Consider the following 23,411-nt stretch of genomic DNA (forward strand, 5'->3'; position numbering starts at 1 on the left):
TATTTATTCATTCTCAGCAGCTAATGGCAATTTAATACGAAAACATACGTCAGCAAATTCGCTCTGAATCAATATCAGTTCGCCCTCCATACGCTTAATACAATCCTGCGCAATACTTAGCCCAAGACCACTGCCTTTCACTGCACCTTTACGCTGGAGCGTTCCCTGATAGAACGGTTCAAAAATCATACTGCGTTCTGATTCAGGGATTGGCGTACCTGTATTAGCAACATTAATTTGAACATATTCGCCAATCTGACGACTTGAAACCCAGATGTTACCGGATTCGGCACCATAGTGCACCGCATTAGAGTAGAGATTATCAATAACCCGCATTAATAGTGTAGGCTCTGCCCATAAAATATCAGTATCAAGCTGGATTTCCGTCTGAATATTCTTCGATCTCGCGGGTAAACTGTGTGATAAAACCACTTCATTAACAATTTCCCGCAGAGAAACCTGCTGTTGCTCCGTCGGACCATCTGCCAGTTTACGGTTATAATCCAGTAATTGCTCGATCAATTGCTGTAAATGTTTACTACTATTATCAAGAATAGCAACCACTTCTTGCTGATCAGCCGTTAATGGCCCTGCCACTTCATCAGCCAGTAATTCTGTCCCTTCCCGCATACTTGCCAGCGGTGTTTTCAGTTCATGAGAAATATGACGTAAGAACTCATGGCGCTGTGATTCCAACCAAGCCAAGCGTTCACTGAGCCAGATAATCCGTTGCGCCAAAGAGCGGAGTTCTCGCGGCCCCTGAAAAGAATCTATGCGAACGCCTAATGATTGCCCTTCTCCCAATCGGTTAATCATGCGTTCAATCCCTTTAACCGGCCCGATAATCATGCGAGTAAATAACGCGACCAATAACGCACTCAGTAGAAATAAAATGAGACTCTGCCAGCCAAAAAATTGCCCTTTTTCAGCAATATCTCTCTGTAACTGTTCTCCTCGGCTGAAAATAACATCACGGGTAGCCTGTACCATCTGGCTATTAGCATTGGAGAATTGCTCAAGTAATTGAGCGGCAGGTTGGGTAGGTTCACTATTGAGACAAGCGATTTTTGTTAACTGCGACAGCAAATCGTTAAGCGTCTTAATATACTGTTGATCATCAAGTATAACCATCTGATCTTTCAGCATCTTAAGGTATTGCTGATATTGCCTTTGGTAGAGGTTTTTCAGCGTTTTATCCCCTAACACGCAATACTGGCGGTAACTGCGTTCCATCTCCAACGCAATACCTGTCATAGCCTCACTGCGGCGGGCATCCGCTAGCGTGGTACGGTTTATATCAGCCGCTTGCTCACTGAGTTGATCAAGACTCTGATAAGCCTGATAAGCCAAAACCAACAACGGCAATAACACCAGCCAGAAAGCCATGACAACTAATTGGCGCAATGAGCGCGGAAATAAACGCCATTTTTTCAAGGAAATCATCTCGTAACCTGTCAGTACACTCATGCTAACCGACAAAAGGCTGATAGAAAAACCCATCGGTTGATAAATTTTGCTGTGACTGAAAATCAGTGTAAGACGCAAACAGTACAAAGAGGCAGGTAAACACCTGGGCGATGACGGCGGAATAATAGTTTTTGCTACTATCCCGCCAGTGAGGATAACGCATGCCCGCTGTTTATCTACAACAGTCAGACATAGGTTGGTGCCTCACTCCACGTGTCGCCCGATGTTTGATAAGGCTCGAAAGCGATATCACTGAGTTGGACGGTAGGCACCTTACTCTGGCATCATTCGATGGTTTATGTGGCATCTCTCCACCTAAATGTGGGCCGACATAAGAAGTTGAATGAGCAACTGTGCCAACTTAATGCATATTCTATGCCAATATTAAAATTTTAATTATAACTAGCTGTTTTTACTTTAGAAAAAGTTAAACGTAACGTTTCAGCAACCTAACAGTTTCTTTTCCGGTATGAGTAAAATTTATTTTTTGTCGCCAATTAAAGACACCTAAAATCATGAAAATAAAAATAGATTAAAATCAAACAATTAAATGTCTCCTTTTTGAGACACCCATAACACCTGTTTGTCGGGTAATTGAGACAATGGAGCAATTGGGCATCTAAACGCCTAGGAATTCACTGATATAAGACTTTCACATCTGAATCACCAGCACTGATATCATGTCAATGGTCTATATATCTGGCCTTTATCAGCCAATGATGTACCATCGTAGATAGAAGCAAATAGGTCTCCATTCGGAGGAAAATATGTGTCAAACCCAAAACGAGGAACCGCTATATATGGTTCAAGATCTGACTCAATTTGAGATGCAGCAAAAACAAATAGCCTTGCTATGCCTACTTTCTCTTGCTGAAAAAAATATAAAATCGGGACGAGTAGTATCCCCTGATGAACTACGAAATAGCCTACGGAATTTAATCAACAATGACTGACAAAAAGGTGTGCAATTTCTGCTCACCCTTTTTCGCATCAGTTCAGCATATTCGAGTTAAAAGTAATATTCATCATGCAACGATGTAGTCACAAAAATTTCATTAATGTAGAAAAGGGTAAATAGAAATGAAAGTTATTGTTATTGGAGCAAGCGGTACAATAGGAAAAGCAATCTCGGAAGAATTAGAAAAAAATCACGAAGTCATTCGTGCTGGAAGGAATGGTTTAGATGTTATAGTCGATATCACTTCCGTTGATAGTATTAAGCGTATGTATGAAAAAATTGGAAAAGTTGATGCCGTAGTCAGTGCAACAGGTAGCGCGCATTTTGGATCAATTTCAGAATTAACTCCAGAGTTAAACGAAATAGGAATAAACAGTAAACTTAAAGGCCAAATTAACCTAGTACTGTTAGGAATGGACTATATTAACGATGGCGGAAGTTTTACTTTAACAACTGGAATTATAATGGACGACCCTATCCTACAAGGAGCATCAGCAGCTATGGCAAATGGTGGTGTCAAGGCATTTGTAAAATGTGCAGCAATTGAAATGCCAAGGGGAATTCGCATAAACAGCGTTAGCCCTAATGTCTTACAGGAATCATTAGATAAATACAGTGAGTTTTTCCCAGGTTTTAACGCTGTTCCTGCAAGCCGTGTAGCTCTTGCTTTTAGGAAAAGTGTCGACGGAGCTCAAACCGGACAAAACTACGAAGTTTATTAATTCAGAAAAAAGAATATAAATAACGTTTCATAATTCTGCTACACATGGCTTTCTTCAACTCATTATTATATACCCTATGGATTTCAAGATGCATCGCGACGGCAAGGGAGAGAATCCCCGGGAGCATAGATAACGATGTGACCGGGGTGAGTGAGTGCAGCCAACAAAGAGGCAACTTGAAAGATGACGGGTATAGATAAAATTATGAGTAGTATAAGATATAGCACTATTTTGGAATCTTATTTTATAAGTCTAAAAGACTTCTATATTAAGCGCTCCGATAAAGATTGATGGGGGGTTCTATCTCTAAACCTTTGATATAACGCTAATACTTACCACTAAGATCAAATTATTGCATTATACTAACCAACTAGGTTAATATCCGCTCATATGGAAAAACGAACCCCACATTGTAAGTTATCAGTGGTCAAGGCCATGATTGAAGCTGGAAAGGTACGTACCACACATGCAGCGCGAGTCGGTGCGAATGAGTTGGGGCTTGAGTTCTCCGATATGTTGGCCGTGGTGATGGCGCTCACTCCAGCAGACTTCTACAAGAGTATGACTACTTATTCTGATCACACTGTCTGGCAAGACGTGTACCGACCAAGTATACAGGCAGGCGACGTGTATCTGAAACTGACGGTCATTGATGACGTGCTGATCGTGTCCTTCAAAGAGTTATAAATAGGAGCTATGAACATGAAATGCCCTGTTTGCGGTGCAGCGGAACTTATCCATGACACCCGCGATCTGCCCTATACTTACAAGGGCGAAACCACAATCATTTCTGCGGTAACAGGCGACTTCTGCCCTGCCTGCGCCGAATCTATTTTGGATGCTGCGGAATCAGAACGCGTCATGTGCGAAATGCGGACATTCTCGAAGCAAGTCAACGCGGCCATAGTCGATCCCAAGTTCATTGCCAGAGTACGTAAGAAGCTCGCGCTTGATCAGCGGGAAGCTTCTGAAATCTTCGGCGGCGGCATCAATGCTTTCTCGCGCTATGAAAACGGCAAAACCAAGCCATCTTTAGCTTTAGTGAAGTTGCTTAAAGTGTTGGATCGTCACCCCGATTTACTCTCTGAGGTCAGGATGATGTGATTCTTTCTATTCGTTCTATTGGACTCCAACCCCTTAATTAATAGGTCTATCACCAAGCCATCCAAACATAGCCATTTATACCTCTGGATGGAATGCTAAAACAAATAAAAAAATGGCTTCAATTGTGATCTCATGTCAGTTACGAAACAAAGAATCTCAATGAAGCCAATCTATACTATCGCCTAAAAAAACCGCCTGATTACCCTAACTGCTTACGAGCATTACGGAAAATTCGCATCCACGGGCCATCTTCGCTCCACTCCTCTGGATGCCACGAATTATTCACCGTGCGAGATACCCTTTCTGGATGAGGCATCATAACAGTTGCCCGGCCATCAAGGCTGGTAACTGCGGTAATGCCATTCACTGAACCATTTGGGTTAGCCGGATAGTTTTCCGTAACCTGCCCATAGTTATTCACATAACGCAGCGCCACTAACCGGCTGCTTTCAAGCATCTCAAGATGCTGTCTATCTCGGAATTCCACTTGCCCTTCCCCATGAGAAACCGCAATCGGCATACGAGAACCTACCATATCTTGCAAGAACAGTGACGGGCTGTCAGCCACTTCCACTAAACTGAATCGTGCTTCAAAGCGCTCTGAACGGTTACGTACAAAACGCGGCCAATGTTCTGCACCCGGGATCAACTCCCGCAAGTTAGACATCATCTGGCAACCATTACAAACACCAAGCGCCAATGTATCAGGTTGTGCAAAGAAAGCAGCAAATTCATCACGAACACGCTCATTGAACAGTATTGATTTCGCCCAACCTTCACCTGCCCCCAACACGTCACCATACGAGAAGCCACCACAGGCAACCAGTGTCTGGAATTGGCTCAATCCAATACGTCCAGACAACAAATCACTCATATGAACATCAATCGCCTCGAAACCAGCTCGGTGGAACGCCGCAGCCATTTCAACATGGGAGTTAACGCCCTGTTCACGCAATACAGCCACCTTCGGCCTTACCTGCTGCAAAATGTAAGGCGCGGCAATATCTTCTGAAATATCAAAGGTCAGTTTTACATTCAATCCAGGGTCCTGATTATCCTGTTTAGCCTGATGTTCCTGATCTGCACACGCCGGGTTATCGCGCAGACGCTGCATTTGCCATGTGGTTTCTGCCCACCATAAGCGCAAGGTTCTGCGATTCTGGCGATAGACTTCAGTGTTGCCACTAAAGATAACAAAATCATTACCTGCTTTGGCTTTACCCAGATAATGCACGCAATCGGCCAGACCATGTTCTGCCAAAACGCTTTCAACTAACCCTCTATCCGATGCTCGAATCTGAACCACAGCGCCCAACTCTTCTGTAAAGAGCGCCGCCAGAATATCTTCATCAAACACACTGATATCAGCTTCAATGCCACAATGGCCGGCAAAAGCCATTTCAGCCAACGTGACCAGTAAACCACCATCAGAGCGGTCGTGATAAGCCAGTAATTTTTGTTCCGAAATCAGTTGCTGAATCGCATTGAAGAAACCCGCCAATTGTTCAGCACTACGTACATCTGCGGGTTTATTACCCAGTTGACGGTAAACTTGTGCCAATGCGGTACCGCCCAGCGTGTTCTTTCCTTGCCCCAGATCGATTAATAACAATGCATTATCTTCATCAGTGGAAAGCTCAGGAGTGACTGTACGGCGAACATCTTCCACTCTGGCAAAAGCGGTAATCACCAGTGACAAAGGCGCCGTCATCTCACGCTCCTCACCTTGGTCATGCCAACGGGTTTTCATCGACATGGAGTCTTTACCCACCGGAATTGTCAGCCCTAGCACAGGGCACAACTCCTCACCCACCGCTTTAACCGCCGCATACAAACCGGCATCCTCACCAGGGTGACCCGCAGCAGACATCCAGTTAGCTGAAAGTTTAATGCGTTTTAAGTCCTGGACATAAGCAGAAGCGATATTGGTCAGAGCTTCACCGACCGCCATTCGGGCAGAAGCAGCAAAATCCAGCAAAGCGACCGGCGCACGTTCACCCATGGACATCGCTTCGCCATAGTAGCTATCAAGGCTAGCGGTGGTAACAGCGCAGTCCGCAACTGGGATTTGCCATGGACCCACCATTTGATCACGAGCAACCATGCCAGTGACAGAGCGATCGCCTATCGTGATCAGGAAGGTTTTTTCTGCCACAGCCGGCAAATGCATAATGCGTTTAACAGCTTCTGTCAGATCGATATCCCGACGCTCAAGGCTTTCACCCCTCGCTTTTAATGTACTGACATTACGCAACATTTTTGGCGTTTTACCTAGCAGTACATCCAAAGGCATATCGATTGGCTGATTATCAAAATGTTCATCATTAAGCAGTAAATGACGTTCCTCTGTTGCCTCACCGATAATGGCGTAAGGTGCACGCTCTCGTCGACAAATCTCCTCAAACAGCGGAAGTTGTTCCGGCGCAACAGCCAATACGTAACGCTCTTGTGATTCGTTACACCAGACTTCCAGCGGGCTCATTCCCGGCTCATCATTAAGAATTCTGCGTAACTCAAATCGTCCACCGCGACCACCATCACTGACTAACTCAGGCATCGCATTGGAAAGCCCACCAGCACCCACATCATGAATAAACAGAATCGGGTTGTTTTCGCCTAACTGCCAACAGCGATCGATCACCTCCTGACAACGGCGCTCCATTTCCGGGTTATCGCGTTGTACCGAAGCAAAATCCAGATCAGCATCGGATTGCCCCGATGCCATAGAAGATGCGGCCCCTCCACCTAAACCAATGTTCATGGACGGGCCACCAAGCACAATCAGTTTTGCGCCAACAGAAATTTCACCCTTTTTGACATGTTCATCTCGGATATTACCGATCCCGCCTGCCAGCATGATCGGCTTGTGATAACCACGTAATTCGCTGCCGTTATGACTGTTGACTTTTTCTTCATAGGTACGGAAATAACCCAACAACGCCGGACGACCAAATTCATTATTAAACGCCGCGCCACCTAAAGGGCCTTCTATCATGATATCCAGAGCACTAACGATACGCTCCGGTTTACCGAAATCCTCTTCCCACGGCTGTTCAAAACCCGGTATCCGCAAATTGGATACCGAAAATCCCACCAGACCCGCTTTTGGCTTAGCCCCACGACCGGTCGCCCCTTCGTCGCGGATTTCACCACCAGAACCTGTCGATGCGCCCGGCCAAGGAGAAATTGCAGTCGGGTGATTATGCGTTTCCACTTTCATCAGAATATGAGCCTGCTCCTGATGGTAATCATATGAACCATTTTCCGCACGGGCAAAGAAACGGCCAACAGAAGATCCCTCCATCACAGCGGCATTATCTTTATAGGCTGACAGGACATAATCAGGAGTCTGCTCATAGGTGTTTTTAATCATTTTGAACAGCGATTTTGGCTGCGTCTGACCATCAATAATCCAATCAGCATTAAAGATTTTATGACGGCAATGTTCTGAGTTAGCCTGAGCAAACATATAAAGTTCAACATCTGTTGGATTGCGCCCTAATTTCTGGAAAGCATCCATCAGATAATCAATTTCATCCGGGGCCAGCGCCAATCCAAGTTCAATATTGGCAGTTTCTAACGCACTGCGTCCTGCTTGCAGAATATCAATGCGTTTTAACGAAACGGGTTGCTGACGAGAAAATAATTTCTCCGCCTGTTCCAATTGAGTAAAGACCGTTTCCATCATCCGATCATGCAGCAGTGATGACAATATTTGCCACTGTGCACCACTCATTTCATCGCTCTGGATATAATAAGCCAGGCCACGCTCCAGACGCACAACCTGGGACAGGCCACAATTGTGAGCAATATCGGTTGCTTTGGAAGACCAAGGGGAAATCGTTCCCGGGCGAGGTGTGACTAACAGCAATGTACCTTGGGGTTCATGTTCAGCCAGCGAAGGTCCATATTTTAGTAATTGTTGTAACTTTGCTGAATCAACATCACTCAAAGATGCATTAATCTCTGCAAAATGAACATATTCCGCATAAATATCATTGACCGGAAATTGCTGTTCTTGGCACACAGAAAGGAGTTTAGTGATACGAAATGCAGATAAAGCAGGTGAACCACGTAGAATTTTCATAGTAATCAATTCTCTCATCTTAGAAGCAAAGCTTAATAGATGCCTAAGGGGAAATGAGGCCATTATAGAGGATTGTAACCCATGACGAAACCGTTTGCGTGACGATTATTACAGCCAATTATCCTATCGCCAAATCATGCAAATAGTATCAATTAGGTTGCACAGCCCGTTTTTGTTCCGCAAAATGCTCAATCACTGGAAATTTAACCATAACAATATAGCGCGTTTCCACATAGCACCACACTGCGTTATACAGAGATAACCATTTGAATAATATAAAAATAAATTATTTCGTTATCATTGTTATCGCTCTTTTTTCTGCCGCCATCATTAGTCTGAACATCAGTTGGCCGAATAAACAGCAGGAGCAGATTAACAGGATCATTACCAGAGGAGAGCTACGGATCAGCACCATTAGCTCACCTCTGATCCATCTTACCGGTAAGAAAGAACCAAATGGATTTGATTACGAGCTGGTACAACGCTTTGCTAATTACCTTGGCGTCAAATTAGAAATCAAATTTAGAACAAATATCAATCAGTTATTTGATGACCTGGAAAAGGGTGAAGCTGATTTTCTGGCCGCCGGCCTGACTTATCATCAAGAAAGGCTGGATCAAACCCGCACAGGTCCTGCCTACTATTCTGTATCCCAACAACTGATTTATCGCAAAGGAACTCCACGCCCCCGCTCTTTTAAAGACTTAAAAGGTAAACTACTAGTCGCTTCTGGTTCTGCTCATGCCAGCACATTGAAAGAAATGAAAGCGAGTTCCTTCCCTGAGCTCGAATGGAAGGAGACACAGCAATATAACACTCGCGAACTACTGGAACAGGTATCAGAAGGTAAACTGGATTATACGTTAGGTGACTCGATTAATGTCGCGTTGCAACAACGTACTCACCCTAATCTGGCCGTCGCTTTTGATGTGAGTGAAGATAATCCGCTGACATGGTATTTAAAACGCATTGACGACTACAGCCTTTACGCTGCCATGCTGGATTTTTTCAGCCAGCTAACGGAAAAAAATGTCATGCCACGATTGGAGGAGAAATACTTTGGTCACGTCCACTCATTTGATTATTTCGATACACTCTCTTTTCTAAGTGCCATCGATAATATTCTGCCTACCTATCGGCCACTATTTGAAAAATATTCCGGTGATATCAGTTGGCAACTACTCGCTGCCATTGCCTGGCAAGAGTCTCATTGGGACCCACAGGCAACCTCACCCACGGGTGTACGTGGCCTGATGATGTTAACCAGTCAGACGGCTAAAGGGTTAGGCGTCATTGATCGCCTTGATCCGGAGGAGAGTATTAAGGGAGGGGCGATCTATCTGCAAAATTTAATGAAACGACTACCTGAAAATATCCCTAAAGATGAACGCATCTGGTTTGCACTGGCAGCTTACAATATGGGTTATGGACATATGTTAGATGCCCGTAAACTGACGGCATCACAGAAAGGAAATCCCGATAGCTGGCTCGATGTCAAAAAACGGATTCCACTATTAAGCCAGAAAAAATATTATACAAATACCACCTATGGCTATGCCCGTGGACATGAAGCTTATCGCTATATTGAAAATATTCGCCGTTATCAGCTTAGTTTAGTCGGATATTTACAGGCCAAAGAAAACCGGAAAAAATTAATTCCCCAAGAAAACCAACCAAAATAAAAGTAAACAAATATAAGGCCCTAAGGAGTCAATTACAGCCATTATATATCCTCAGTTATATTATGTTTGACAACTAATTCAGCTAACCATACTAAATTCGTCAGGACACTATCTCTCTCAAAGGATAAATCATGATTAATTTAGACATTAACGAACAAAACAAAATTATGGTCGTCAGCAGCCATGTATTTAGTCCGACGACGGCAAATGGTCGTGCCTTTACAGAGTTAATAGAAGCATTAAAAAAGAACAATTTCGCTGTTATCCTGGCTGCTACATTCCAAGATGGCATAGCTACCGTTTCTTCTGACTCCTCACTATGCTGTATTTTTGTTGATTGGACTTCAGGAGATAATAACTATGAATCTCATAAACAAGTCTTAGAATTACTGAAAGAAATACGCAGACACAATACAACCATTCCGGTATTGTTGACCGCGGAATATTCCAGTATCGACACACTGACACTTGAAGTCATGGGATTGGCAAATGAATTCGTCTGGATGCTTGAAGACACGGCTGGATTTATCGCTTCTCGCGCCAGTTCGCTAATTAAGAAATACTATGCTCAATTATTACCGCCTTTCACTCGTGCATTACTGCAATACACCCAAGAATCACCAGAATATTCCTGGACTGCTCCTGGGCATCAAGGTGGTGTTGCACTGACTAAGACAGCGGCAGGAAGAGAATTAATTAATTTCTTTGGGGAAAATTTATTCCGAAGTGATATCGGAATAGAAAGAAAAATACTTGGCTCATTGCTAGATCATACAGGTGCTATTAAAGAATCAGAAGAATATGCCGCAACGATTTTTGGTGCTCATCAAAGCTATTGCGTTCTTAACGGCACTTCGGGTTCTAACCGTATTATCATGGGTGCCATTATTGGTGAGAAAGAGATTGTTATATGCGATCGCAATTGCCATAAATCTATTGGACAAGGTTTAATCATGACTGGAGCTTTGCCCGTATATCTTATTCCTCAACGCAATCGCTATGGTATTATTGGCCCCATTCCCAGAGATCAATTTCAACCAGAATATATCCAACAACTTATTGAACAACACCCATTAAAAGCGATCGCGATAGACAATAAGCCTGTTTATGCGGTCATCACCAACTGTACTTATGATGGAATATGTTATCACGCAGAACAAGCACAAGATTTACTAGCAAAAAGTGTTGATCAAATTCATTTTGATGAAGCTTGGTTTGCTTATGCGCGTTTTAATCCTATGTATAAACATCGTTACTCAATGCGTGATGACCCAAATGATTTTGACAATAATGGCCCGACAATATTTGCCACTCAATCCACACATAAGATGTTGGCAGCGCTATCACAATCATCCTATATCCATATCCGCAATGGTAAAAAACCCGTTGAACATTCCCGTTTCAACGAGTCTTATATGATGCACTCCACAACTTCACCGCTATATTCGCTTATCGCCACTAATGAAATTGCAGCGGCCATGATGGATGGCCCACAGGGGCAAAGACTGATACAAAACGCGATTAATGAAGCCGTAGACTTCCGTCTGACATTAGCAAAAACCCATCATCAATTTAAACAAAAAGATGATTGGTTCTTCTTACCCTGGAATGCCAGAGAGATTATCAGCGCAGATAGCGGTAAATTAATTCCTTTCCATGAAGCAAACAGAGAACAATTGGCAACGGATCCTGCCTGTTGGGTATTAAAAGAGGGAGACAAATGGCATGGATTTACCAATCTATCAGAAGAATGGTGCCTGCTAGATCCAACAAAAGTCGGTATTTTATGCCCAGGAATGAATGATAATGATGAATTGCTGGAAAATGGCATTCCAGCCGAAATTCTTTCCGCTTATCTCAGTCAGCATGATATTGTGCCGGCACGTACCACCGATTTTATCGTTCTTTGCCTGTTTTCTATTGGCGTCACCAAAGGTAAATGGGGAACATTGATCAATGTATTGTTGAATTTCAAGAAACACTATGACGCTAATACTTCACTTAAACAATGTTTGCCAAAACTCGCGAAGCAATACCCTGAATATTATGAAAATATGGGGCTCAAAGATATTTCGGATAAAATATTCGGATATATAAAAGAATATGAAATAGATATTGAGCAAAAGAAATCATTTAGCCAATTACCTGAGATAGTGAAACTCCCCCGACAAGCACACCTTGATCATATGGGAGGCCGCACTGAACATATACCACTTAATGAACTGGCAGGGCGCATATCTGCTGTGAGTGTCATTCCTTATCCACCAGGTATACCAATAATCCTACCGGGAGAACGTTTTGGTGATGAACATGCGCCCCGGTTACAATATATTCGCCAACTCGGTGAATGGAATAACAAGTTCCCAGGCTTTGAAAAAATCCTAGAAGGCGCAGAGATGATAAACGGCGAGTACCATATATGGGTACTAAAAGAGTGAATCCATAGGGTATATCTATTGATTTTCTTCCTGCTGTTTTCTGGCTGCTTTTAATGCTTTATGTTGCAGCCGACGTTGTTTGAAAAAAACACTCAACATCGTCGAACATTCCTCAGCAAGCACGCCACTGGTAATATCAATTTGATGATTCATGCCAGGATGGCGCAATATATCAACCAAAGAACCTACGGCGCCAGTTTTCATATCACTGGCGCCATAAACCAGCCGCTGTATTCGGCTATGTATTATAGCACCAGCGCACATAGTACAAGGCTCAAGCGTGACGTATAAGGTGGTATTTATCAAACGATAATTTTGTAACTGCTCTCCCCCTTTGCGTAACGCAATAATTTCAGCATGAGCGGTAGGATCATGCGCGATAATAGACTGATTCCAACCTTCCGAGATGATTTTATTATCAGCAACCAATAGAGCACCAACAGGTATTTCCCCCTGCTCTTGCGCTTTCATTGCTCGTTCGATGGCCTGCTGCATCCAATATTCATCACTATATTTTTCAGTCACTGCGGTATCTCATTTGATTACATCAGGGACAATTATAACGATTTGTTTTACCTATTTTCCAGATATATTTTCTTATTATTCCACGAGGCATATACATCAGAGATAATTTTATATATCGCTTATTACTACAACATCCCATAAATCAACCACTAAATATATAATACAACTCTATTTTACGACATCATTACATTTCCTTTAAATAAATAATAAGCCGAAACAAGTTCAGCTTATTATTCATTCTAAAATATTAATTAAAAACCGATTGCAAAATAATCTCCATATACATAAGTATCATTAGCAGATAACCTGATTTCACTTCCATAAGCATTAATCGTTCGCGCGGCAACCCAGGAGTTAAAAGTATTCAATGTCCCGTTAGGTGCTGCTGACATCGGAAATATCCAATCACCAACAGGTGACATAAAAACCTTCAGACAACCATGCTTAAACGGTGTTGGTAAAATAACTTTGTTTATCGCTAATGGAGTAAAATTATGCCTTCCCCACTGAAGTATTAATCCGCCCGGCAGTTGTTGATAACCATTATGAGATAAACTACCGGGGAATTTTTTGTTCGCGTGACACTCTAATGAATCAGCAAAAGTCTTATTAAGTGTTGTCAAATCACCATTATCCAAAACATCCTTTCCACACTGCGTGGACATAAAATTAGCCACGACAGAGGCTATTGTTGATGATTGTCGTAATGCCTTATTTAACATGTGAGTAGTAATACTTTCTGGAGGAAACCCAGTTTGTAAATTCTGACTTTTTTCATATTCTGGTTGACTCACTACGTTGGCATTATTATTAATAGAAAAAGCTTTAAAATCATTCTTATTACTCATTTATCCTCCTCACAAAAAAATAATAGATTTCATTTACTAAGAACTTACTTACATAGAAATTTTCAAATACAAAGCTAACATCAATGTACAAACAATCAATAAATCTATTTTAATCATTATATTATTAAATAAAATATAACAAAATATTATTACAACATAATACAACTAACTCTTTTAAAAAAAACAAACAACACTATTTAGAAAACAATTCAGTTAATTTTATTAATTTCAACTCTATTAAAGGCAATATAATCAGGCATTAACAAAATGAATCATTTTTTGATCAGAAACAAAAATGATATTACATACACCCATAAAAAATTGTAGCAACAAGGAAATAATATAATAATGGAGCAGAAAGCTAATTTAATTAAAAATAGGATTTTAAGAGTTAACTATATTTTCCGTATATAAACAGGCTTGTTCTATATAACTTATACTTCGACACGCGGAATAGTAAAAGTTTTATTCCCCAGCCAAAAGTAAAAAAACCGAATGAATTATTTAAGGGAATACGAACATGCTTACTTCCGGATTAACGATGTTGCACTTATTATGTGAATCAAAGCCTCATTTTTATATCAATTTCTAGTATTAATCTTTCAGTATAGAAACTATTGAAGATAGTTTATAAAAATAAGAGACATTAATAGTTTTGATATATTTTCGATTACAAGATGTTAAACAATTTATTGTCATCAGTCATACATAAATAATCAATCGTTTAAGTTATAATATAATCTTACTATCCTCTTTTTGGAGTAGACTATAATTGAAATCAATCTCGATAAATTAGCTATACTATAACTCAACATGCTAATTATAACAGAACATTATTTTATTTAAGGAAAGTGCATATGAGTCACAAGAATGATTTTAAAGCTTTTTCTATTAATAATAATGCCAACGTAGTGAGTCAACCAGAATATGAAAAAAGTCAGAATTTAAAAACTGGGTTTCCCCCAGAGGATATTACTACTCATGTGTTAAATAAAGCATTACGTCAGTCGTCAACAATAGCCTCTGCCGTGGCTGATTTTATCGCCACACAATCTGGCGATGATGTTCTCGATGATGGGGATATTATTAAATTAATCGCCCAGTTAAATAGAGCTTTAGAACAAAAAATTATAACTAAAATTTCCAACTCCGCATTAGAAAAAACACAAAATGGCGCAGATATTCCTGATAAAAATGCGTTTGTGAAAAACTTAGGTTTAAATGAAGCTGCAAAACGGCAAGTAGGAACGGGGATTAATCAGATACCAGATATGTCATTTTTCACCAAAAATTTGAATGAAACTGGCTGGCAAAAATCACCTTCTGGTCTAATTGAAATGTGGGGAATAGCTCAAGTTAATGGTTATGGTTCTTACACATCTGGATATTTAAACAACTTTCCAATACCATTCCCAAATAAATGTTTTAATGTCACGTTAACTCATAATGGCCACAGCCCTAACGCGGCGGGAATATTTTCAGTAATCATAGAAAATCAGCGTGAATTTCGATGTTTTAGAAGCCCTACTAACTGGGCTCCCATTGTTACAGCATATTTTAAAGCAATAGGATATTAATTTAATAAAATTCAAATTGCCATAATCATTTAATTAACATGGTAAAAAATTTTGACCGATAAAAACATGTACTCAGCATATTCAATAAGGCATTACTTTTACAATAATTCAACATGTTATTTATATACCCTATGGATTTCAAGATGCATCGAGACGGCAAGGGAGTGAATCCCCGGGAGCATAGGTAACGATGTGACCGGGGTGAGCGAGTGCAGCCAACAAAGAGGCAACTTGAAAGATAACGGGTATAAAGTTTATCACTTAATTTAAGGAGTATAATATGAGTCCTAAAAATGATTTTAAGGCTTTTTCTATTAGTAATAATGCTAATGTAGTGAGCCAAGAAAAATATGAAGAAAATCAGAATTTGAAGACTGGGTTTGCACCAGATGGTATTACCACTAATATATTAAATAAGGCATTACGTCAATCATCCACCATATCCTCTGTAGTCGCTAATTTTATCGCGACACAATCTGGCAATGATGTTCTGGATGATGGAAATATAGATAAACTCACCGTTCAATTAAATAAGGCGCTGGAACAGAAAATGGCGCCAAAGGTTCCCGATGCCTCATTAACACAGAAAGGTATTGTTCAGCTTACAGATGTGGTTGGTAATAGTAATTCACTCGCTGCAACTCAAAAGCTCGTTTCTGATGTAAATGATAATGCTAACAATAGATTAGCCAAAAACCAAAATGGGGCAGATATTCCCAATAAAAATGAATTTGTGAAAAATCTCGATTTGCTGGACACCGTCAATTTGGCTAAAAATGCTGTGCCGAATAATAGGAAAATTAATGGTAAGGCGCTGACTGGAGATATCAATTTAGGGGCTGGTGATGTGGGAGCATTTAAGCTCGGATTAACAGGAAAATATTCTGTTGATAACCAAGTCCCGTGGAATGTAGATTCAGGGTCATATGACTTACTGAATCCGAAATTTAGTGATCATGTTGTGCACTTCTATAACGGAGCTGGGAGTTGTCCGGCTTTTCAATTGAAAGTACATTACAAAAACGGAGGTATTGCTTATCGCTCGGCTCGTGATAATTACGGATTTGAAGAAGATTGGACTAACATTTATACAACAAAAAACAAACCTACTGTAAACGAACTTGGTTTATCAGAAACCGTAGCATTGGCGAAAAATGCAGTTCCTAATAACAGGAAAATTAACGGCAAAGCGCTGGTTGAAGACATCAATCTAGAAGCCGGAGATGTCGGGGCGTATTCACGTTCAGAATCTGACAGGCGATATCAAAAGAAAGGCCCTAATCAGGGATGGCAAAAAATAGGGGCCGGTGGAGACAGCGGAAGTAGTATATTACTGAGTCAGGACATACGAGGAAGATGTATATATTTACGTACTGGTAGCCCAGGTATATTTTTACCTTTACAAATGCCTCCAATCGATAATATTTTGGTTGGTGCCGGATATGGTTCAAGAGGATGGCTCGTTGTGCATTCGTCAGATGGAGGACTGAGGTTATCTATAGTAAACAAAGAGGATTGCCCTGATATTACAGAAATTTATATTGCTGATTAGAATTATGGGCTGCATGGCAGCCCTTTTTATTTTTTAGGAGATAATTTACCCCCTATTTTACAAAGATATTTACCTATACCCGTTATCTTTCAAGTTGCCTCTTTGTTGGCTGCACTCGCTCACCCCGGTCACATCGTTACCTATGCTCCCGGGGATTCACTCCCTTGCCGTCGCGATGCATCTTGAAATCCATTGGGTATATATTTATCGAACAAGCACAAAACAAATATAACAATCTAGCCAACAGATAAAATAATATTATTTTCGCAACCGACATTCTGACGCCCTGTATTTTAACAAACCATTTAAAAATTGACAAAAGAGACAAGATAATTCCAAAATACCAACATTTTGAATATGCTTTCGATTACAAGACATTAAACGATTTATTATCATTAGCCATACACAAATAATCAATCAAGTGATTAATAATGGAATCTTATTATCCTACTTTTGGAGTAGACTATAATTGAACACAATCTCGATAAATCACCTACACTATAACTTAATATATTAATTACAAAAGAACATTATTTAATTAAGGAATATATATGAGTCCTAAGAATGATTTTAAAGCGTTTTCTATTGGTAATAACGCTAATGTAGTGAGTCAAGAAAGATACGAAGAAAGTCAGAATTTACAAACTGGATTTCCCCCAGAAAATATTACTACCCATATACTAAATAAATCATTACGCCAGTCGTCCACAATAGCCTCTGTTGTAGCTGATTTTATTGCGACAGAATCTGGCAGTGATGTCTTGGATGATGGTAATACAACCAAACTTACTACACAATTAAATAAAGCGTTAGAAAAAAAAATTACTACAAAAATTCCCGATGCCTCATTAACACAGAAAGGTATTGTTCAGCTTGCAGATGTGGTTGGCAACAGTAATACACTGGTTGCAACTCAAAAGCTTGTCTCCGATATAAATAATAACGCCAATAACAGACTAGAAAAAACTCAAAACGGCGCAGATATCCCCAATAAAAATGCGTTTGTGAAAAACTTAGGTTTAAATGAGGCTGCAAAACGGGAAGTAGGAACTAGAGTTAATCAAATTCCAGATATGTCATTTTTCACTGCAAACTTGGTTCAGAATGGTTGGCAAAAATTACCTTCAGGTTTAATTGAAATGTGGGGAATAGCATTAGTTTCTCTCGGTGGAAATCCTAATGGCGGATATATTAATAACTTTCCAATACCATTCCCAAATAAATGTTTTAGCATCACATTAACTCACAATGATTGGGACCCCGGAGCAGCAGGAATATTCGGGGCGTCTGTAGTAAATCAGAGTCAGTTCAAATGTTACAGAAGTTCTACCCCTCATACGCCTAATGTTTATACATATTTTAGGGCAATAGGATATTAATTAAAAATAATTAACTTACCATGATGATTATTTAATTAAAATTGGCAGAGAATTATGAACGATAAAAACTATATATTCAGTGAATTAAATAAAGCATTTTATCCGATATCATTACAACAAGATTATATTGCAGCAGGATCATGGCCAAATGACCCTATACCTGTAACAGATGACATATTCCATAAATTTTCAGGAATACCGCCCACAGGAAAAATACTGTCCTCTGGAGAGGATGGTCTTCCTTGTTGGAAAGATATTCCACCCCCAACGAAAGAGGAATTGATATCTATCGCAGAAGCCCAAAGAGCGAAATTCATATCTCTTGCAAATGAGAAAATAACGCCGCTTGCTGATGCTATAGAACTTGATATAGCTACGAATGAAGAAACACTATTACTTAAAGAGTGGAAAACATATCGTGTGATGCTTAATCGCATTGATACTTCAACAGCCCCAGAAATTGACTGGCCAATTTCACCATTATCGTAATTAAAAAAAGGACCGGGATTAGGATAGTTCCCGGTCTTTATCATCCTATTTATTCAGATATTTTTGACCTTCCAACATCTATTTCACCATTTTATTTACCAAAATCAGTGACAAATTCTTTTCTACAGTTAAAAATCATCAAATGTTAAATATAAATAGCCTGGATAGACTCTCGTTAAAAAACATTGAATACTTATTTCCATCAAAAATATAAAAATAGTTAACCTTATTAGAAATAATAACACCCCACTATTTTTATCCTGAACTAGACTATGATAAGCATTAATCACGATAAACCAGCCCAATAATAACCCAATGTATCAATTATATAATAATATTATTTAAGGAATTTGCATGAACCCAAAAAATGATTTCAAAGCTTTTTCTACTAGTAATAATGCTAATGTAGTGAGCCAAGAAAGATATGAAGAAAGTCTGAGTTTGTATTCTGGGTTTCCACCAAATGATGTTCCCACTCACTTGTTAAATAAAGCATTACGTCAGTCGTCAACAATAGCCTCTGTTGTCGCTAATTTTATCGCGACACAATCTGGCGATGATGTTCTCGATGATGGTGATACCATTAAACTCAACACTCAATTAAATAAGGCGTTAGAACAAAAAATTATAACTAAAATTTCCGATTTCGCATTGGAAAAAGCACAAAACGGCGCAGATATTCCTGATAAAAATGCATTTGTGAAAAACTTAGGTTTAAATGAAGCAGCAAAACGAGAAATAGGCACTGGAATTAATCAGATTCCAGATATGTCGTATTTCACTGCAAACTTGACTAGCGCTGGTTGGCAAAAATTACCTTCAGGTTTAATTGAAACATGGGGATTTGTACTGGCTAACGGCTATGGCTCTCTTGAGGCTGGATATTTAAATAATTTTCCAATACCATTTCCTAACGCCTGTTTAAATATTACGTTAACTCATGGTGGTTATAACCCCCAAGACGCCGGAATATGTTCAGTACACGTAGTAAATCGGAGCCAATTCCGATGTTATAGAAGTCCTACTAATCATGTTCCTCCTGTTGGAGTCTATTTTAGAGCGATAGGTTATTAATTAAAAAAAATTAATTTATCATGATGATTATTTAATTAAAATTGGCAGAGAATTATGAACGATAGAAACTACGTATTCAGTACGTTAAATAAAGCATTTTATCCGCTATCATTACAGCAGGATTATATTGCAGCAGGCTCATGGCCAAACGACCCCATATCTGTAACGGATGACATATTCAATAAGTTCTCGGGAATACCTCCCGCAGGAAAAATACTTTCCTCCGGCGAAGATGGTCTTCCTTGTTGGAAAGATATCCCACCACCAACAAAAGAAGAATTGATATCTATAGCAGAAGTCCAAAGAGCGCAATTTATATCTCTTGCAAATGAAAAAATAACGCCGCTTTCCGATGCGCTAGAACTGGGTATAGCAACAGACGAAGAAATGCTATTACTCAAAGAATGGAAAAAATACCGGGTGATGCTTAATCGGGTTGATACTTCGAAAGCACCTGAAATTGACTGGTCAATTCCACCCTTATCGTAATTAACAAAAAGACTGGGATTCAGGTAGAACCCGGTCTTAATCATTTTATTGATTCTGATATTTTGTAGTTATTCAACACCAATAATCATTAAAATATTAAACCAATTCAGTCATACCACATAATTCCTCCAAGGAATAAATGAGACTTTATTAATGAAAATAAAGATCATTTTCAAACATTAAATGCAAATAGTTTAGATACATTTCAGATTACAAAAAATTAACATATTCATTACCAACAATTATATAAAAATAGTTAACCCTATAAGTTATAAGAGTATTCCATTATTATTTTTTCTAACTAAACTATAGCTGGCGTGAATAGGGAAAAATTATTTTTATAAAAATTCACTATATTGCTTATAAAATACACTGCTTAATTGGAGAAAAATATATGAGTCAAAAGAATGATTTTAAGGCTTTTTCTATTAATGAAAATGCAAATATAATGACCCAAGAAACATATGAAAAAGAACAAAAATTACAAACTGGGTTTCCAACAGCAGATATTACCCCTGAACTATTAAATAAGGCATTACGTCAGTCGTCAACCATATCCACTGTCGTCGCTAATTTTATCGCAACACAATCTGGCGAAGATGTTCTGGATAATGGGGATATAGACAAACTCACCGCCCAATTCAAGAAATCCTTAGAACAAAAAAACACAACAGAAACTCCCGATGCCTCATTAACAGAAAAAGGAATTGTTCAGCTCACAGACCAAATAGGCAACAGTAATACACTTGCTTCAACTCAGAAGCTTGTTTCTGATGTAAATGATAATGCTAATAATCGACTGGCAAAAGACCAAAACGGTGCAGATATTCCTGATAAAGCTGCATTTATAAAGAACCTTGGTTTATCAGATTCAACAAATATAACGATAGGGAATGGTGAAAATCAGGTACCTAATATGTCGTTTTTCACCGCTAACCTGAATCAGGTCGGATGGCAAAAATTACCTTCGGGTTTAATTGAAATGTGGGGAATAGCATCAGTTAAAGGCAATGCTTATGCCGAAGCTGGTGCTTTAAATAACTTTCCAATCCCATTCCCGAATAAATGTCTCAACGTCACGTTAACTCACGTTGGTAACGCTCCTCAACATGCTGGAACATTTTCACTAATGACGGTCAATAATGCCCAATTCCAATGTTTTAGCAGTATTCCAAATTTACAAATTCCTGTAGCAGCATTTTATAGAGCAATAGGGTATTAATATGAACGATAAAAACTATGTATTTAGCGCATTAAATAAAGCATTTTATCCACTATCATTACAGCAGGATTATATTGCAGCAGGCTCATGGCCAAACGATCCCATATCTGTAACTGATGGCATATTCAATAAGTTCTCGGGCATACCTCCCACCGGAAAAATACTTTCCTGTGGCGAAAATGGTTTTCCTTGTTGGGAAGACACTCCACCACCAGCAAAAGAGGAATTAATATCCATAGCGGAAAGCCAAAAAGCACAATTTATATCTCTTGCAAATGAGAAAATAACGCCGCTTTCCGATGCACTAGAACTGGGTATAGCAACAGACGAAGAAATGCTATTACTCAAAGAATGGAAAAAATATCGAGTCATGCTTAATCGGGTTGATACGTCAAAAGCCCCAAAAATTGACTGGCCAATTGCACCATTATCGTAATTAACAAAAAGACCGGGATTCAGACTGAATCCCGGTCTTTTTGTTATTACTAATACTACAATGGTTAATGTTCCGTCATCATACAAACTATTCTCCACCAAGATTTTTTAGTTCATACGATATTAGTGATCTTGTACGTCATCGAAATTTATTTTCCAGAATAAATCTTTCAACATGAAAATTATTTAATATACCTATATAAAAAGGCATTCATTACTCAGATATTCTTTCAATTTAAACATATCGGATTGTTTACTACTCAAAATATACGAAAATAATTAACCCCATAAGCTATAAAAATGTTTAATTATTATTTTTTCATCTCTAAACTGTGAGAGATGGAAAATTATCCTTACAATAACTTAAAAAATCACCTATAGAACCCACTATTGAATTTTAGGAGAATATATATGAGTCCCAAAAATGATTTTAAAGCGTTTTCTATTAGAGATGGTGCAAATGTGGTGGCTCAAAATTTATATGAAGGCACTCCAGAATTGCAGACTGGATTTCCCCCAATAGGCCTTACCACGCATGTATTAAATAAGGCATTACGTCAGTCATCAACAATATCATCTGTTGTAGCTGATTTTATTGCGACAGAATCTGGCAGTGATGTTTTGGATGATGGCAATATAGTCAAACTCACTGCACAATTGAATAAAGCGCTAGAACAAAAAATTACAAAAAAAGTTCCCGATGCCTTATTAACACAAAAAGGTGTTGTTCAACTCACAGATGTCATTGGCAATAGTAATACACTGGCTGCAACACAGAAGCTTGTCTCCGATATAAATAATAATGCCAATAACAGACTAGAAAAAACGCAAAACGGCGCAGATATTCCTAATAAAAATGAGTTTGTGAAAAACTTAGGTTTAGATAAAGCTGCAAACTTGAAAGTGGGAAATGGAATTAATCAAGTTCCAAATATGTCTTTTTTCACCGCAAACTTGGTTAAGAATGGCTGGCAAAAATTGCCTTCGGGTTTAATTTTAATGTGGGGATTAGCACAAGTTTATAACCATAGCGACCCTCAATCTGGGTATTTAAATAACTTTCCAATACCATTCCCAAACGCATGTTTTAGTATCACGTTAACTCACCGTGGTAATGACCCTCAAGCAGCAGGTATATTCTCAGCAACGATAGAAAATCAGCATCAGTTTCGGTGTTATAAAAATCTTAATTACCATAAACTCACTACTTTTACATTTTTTATGGCAATAGGATATTAATTAAAAAAATTATGGTAGATTCACATAATAAGTGCAACATCGTTAATCTGGAAGTAAACATGTTCGTATTCCCTTAAATAATTCATTCGGTGTTTTCCCACCCCGTGTTTTTCGGGGGCGATTA

18 protein-coding genes are annotated in these 23,411 nt (G+C 39.3%); 14 read left to right on the forward strand and 4 right to left on the reverse strand.

What is annotated here, in order from left to right; all coding sequences use genetic code 11:
• Positions 1-3: 3 nt before the first annotated feature.
• Complete coding sequence (locus ACGF5R_RS10875) at positions 4-1,443, reverse strand: HAMP domain-containing sensor histidine kinase (protein ID WP_192880975.1); 1,440 nt, start codon at positions 1,441-1,443, stop codon at positions 4-6.
• Between the two features lie 1,104 nt (positions 1,444-2,547).
• Here ACGF5R_RS10875 and ACGF5R_RS10880 point away from each other — a divergent pair.
• From ACGF5R_RS10880 to ACGF5R_RS10890, 3 genes are all read left to right on the forward strand, one after another.
• On the forward strand, positions 2,548-3,147 hold the full coding sequence (locus tag ACGF5R_RS10880) for a short chain dehydrogenase (RefSeq protein WP_262980132.1): 600 nt from the start codon (positions 2,548-2,550) through the stop codon (positions 3,145-3,147).
• 390 nt (positions 3,148-3,537) lie between these two features.
• Entirely contained in the window at positions 3,538-3,834 is a 297-nt protein-coding gene (locus ACGF5R_RS10885; RefSeq protein ID WP_112876351.1) for a type II toxin-antitoxin system MqsR family toxin, read from the forward strand.
• A 15-nt stretch (positions 3,835-3,849) separates the two neighbouring features.
• Positions 3,850-4,251, forward strand: coding sequence for a type II toxin-antitoxin system MqsA family antitoxin (locus tag ACGF5R_RS10890; RefSeq protein WP_046397899.1), 402 nt, complete (start codon positions 3,850-3,852; stop codon positions 4,249-4,251).
• Between the two features lie 199 nt (positions 4,252-4,450).
• Here ACGF5R_RS10890 and purL read toward each other — a convergent pair whose 3' ends face one another.
• Positions 4,451-8,338, reverse strand: coding sequence for a phosphoribosylformylglycinamidine synthase (purL, locus tag ACGF5R_RS10895; RefSeq protein ID WP_387690842.1), 3,888 nt, complete (start codon positions 8,336-8,338; stop codon positions 4,451-4,453).
• 266 nt (positions 8,339-8,604) lie between these two features.
• On the opposite strand from purL, the gene mltF reads away from it, so the two are divergent.
• Both mltF and ACGF5R_RS10905 read left to right on the forward strand, forming a co-directional pair.
• Entirely contained in the window at positions 8,605-10,020 is a 1,416-nt protein-coding gene (gene mltF, locus ACGF5R_RS10900; protein ID WP_112876353.1) for a membrane-bound lytic murein transglycosylase MltF, read from the forward strand.
• A 131-nt stretch (positions 10,021-10,151) separates the two neighbouring features.
• Positions 10,152-12,458 (forward strand): Orn/Lys/Arg decarboxylase N-terminal domain-containing protein, encoded by a 2,307-nt coding sequence (locus ACGF5R_RS10905; protein WP_262980134.1) that lies wholly within the window; start codon positions 10,152-10,154, stop codon positions 12,456-12,458.
• A 15-nt stretch (positions 12,459-12,473) separates the two neighbouring features.
• Here ACGF5R_RS10905 and tadA read toward each other — a convergent pair whose 3' ends face one another.
• On the reverse strand, positions 12,474-12,983 hold the full coding sequence (gene tadA, locus ACGF5R_RS10910; protein ID WP_262980135.1) for a tRNA adenosine(34) deaminase TadA: 510 nt from the start codon (positions 12,981-12,983) through the stop codon (positions 12,474-12,476).
• Positions 12,984-13,234: 251 nt separating this feature from the next.
• Positions 13,235-13,831, reverse strand: coding sequence for a hypothetical protein (locus ACGF5R_RS10915; RefSeq protein ID WP_387690845.1), 597 nt, complete (start codon positions 13,829-13,831; stop codon positions 13,235-13,237).
• Between the two features lie 857 nt (positions 13,832-14,688).
• Here ACGF5R_RS10915 and ACGF5R_RS10920 point away from each other — a divergent pair.
• The 9 genes from ACGF5R_RS10920 (at position 14,689) to ACGF5R_RS10960 (ending at position 23,287) form a co-directional block, all read left to right on the forward strand.
• Positions 14,689-15,408, forward strand: a complete 720-nt coding sequence (locus ACGF5R_RS10920) for a phage tail protein (RefSeq protein ID WP_112876356.1) — start codon at positions 14,689-14,691, stop codon at positions 15,406-15,408.
• A gap of 280 nt (positions 15,409-15,688) precedes the next feature.
• Positions 15,689-16,960, forward strand: coding sequence for a phage tail protein (locus ACGF5R_RS10925; RefSeq protein ID WP_262980137.1), 1,272 nt, complete (start codon positions 15,689-15,691; stop codon positions 16,958-16,960).
• A gap of 551 nt (positions 16,961-17,511) precedes the next feature.
• The gene (locus ACGF5R_RS10930; protein ID WP_262980138.1) at positions 17,512-18,339 is read left to right on the forward strand and encodes a phage tail protein; all 828 of its coding nucleotides are present in this window, start codon (positions 17,512-17,514) and stop codon (positions 18,337-18,339) included.
• 54 nt (positions 18,340-18,393) lie between these two features.
• On the forward strand, positions 18,394-18,828 hold the full coding sequence (locus tag ACGF5R_RS10935; protein ID WP_262980139.1) for a tail fiber assembly protein: 435 nt from the start codon (positions 18,394-18,396) through the stop codon (positions 18,826-18,828).
• 354 nt (positions 18,829-19,182) lie between these two features.
• The gene (locus tag ACGF5R_RS10940; protein ID WP_387690848.1) at positions 19,183-19,902 is read left to right on the forward strand and encodes a phage tail protein; all 720 of its coding nucleotides are present in this window, start codon (positions 19,183-19,185) and stop codon (positions 19,900-19,902) included.
• Positions 19,903-19,956: 54 nt separating this feature from the next.
• Positions 19,957-20,391, forward strand: a complete 435-nt coding sequence (locus ACGF5R_RS10945) for a tail fiber assembly protein (protein WP_112876360.1) — start codon at positions 19,957-19,959, stop codon at positions 20,389-20,391.
• A 394-nt stretch (positions 20,392-20,785) separates the two neighbouring features.
• Complete coding sequence (locus ACGF5R_RS10950) at positions 20,786-21,613, forward strand: phage tail protein (RefSeq protein ID WP_112876361.1); 828 nt, start codon at positions 20,786-20,788, stop codon at positions 21,611-21,613.
• 1 nt (position 21,614) lies between these two features.
• A complete protein-coding gene (locus tag ACGF5R_RS10955) occupies positions 21,615-22,049 on the forward strand; it encodes a tail fiber assembly protein (protein ID WP_112876362.1) in 435 nt (144 codons plus the stop codon).
• A gap of 410 nt (positions 22,050-22,459) precedes the next feature.
• Positions 22,460-23,287: a phage tail protein gene (locus ACGF5R_RS10960; protein ID WP_262980141.1), complete on the forward strand. Its 828-nt coding sequence runs from the start codon at positions 22,460-22,462 to the stop codon at positions 23,285-23,287.
• Positions 23,288-23,411: the final 124 nt, after the last annotated feature.

The sequence above is a fragment of the Photorhabdus sp. RM71S genome (assembly GCF_042879355.1).
In the GTDB taxonomy this organism is placed as follows: Bacteria; Pseudomonadota; Gammaproteobacteria; order Enterobacterales; family Enterobacteriaceae; genus Photorhabdus; species Photorhabdus kayaii.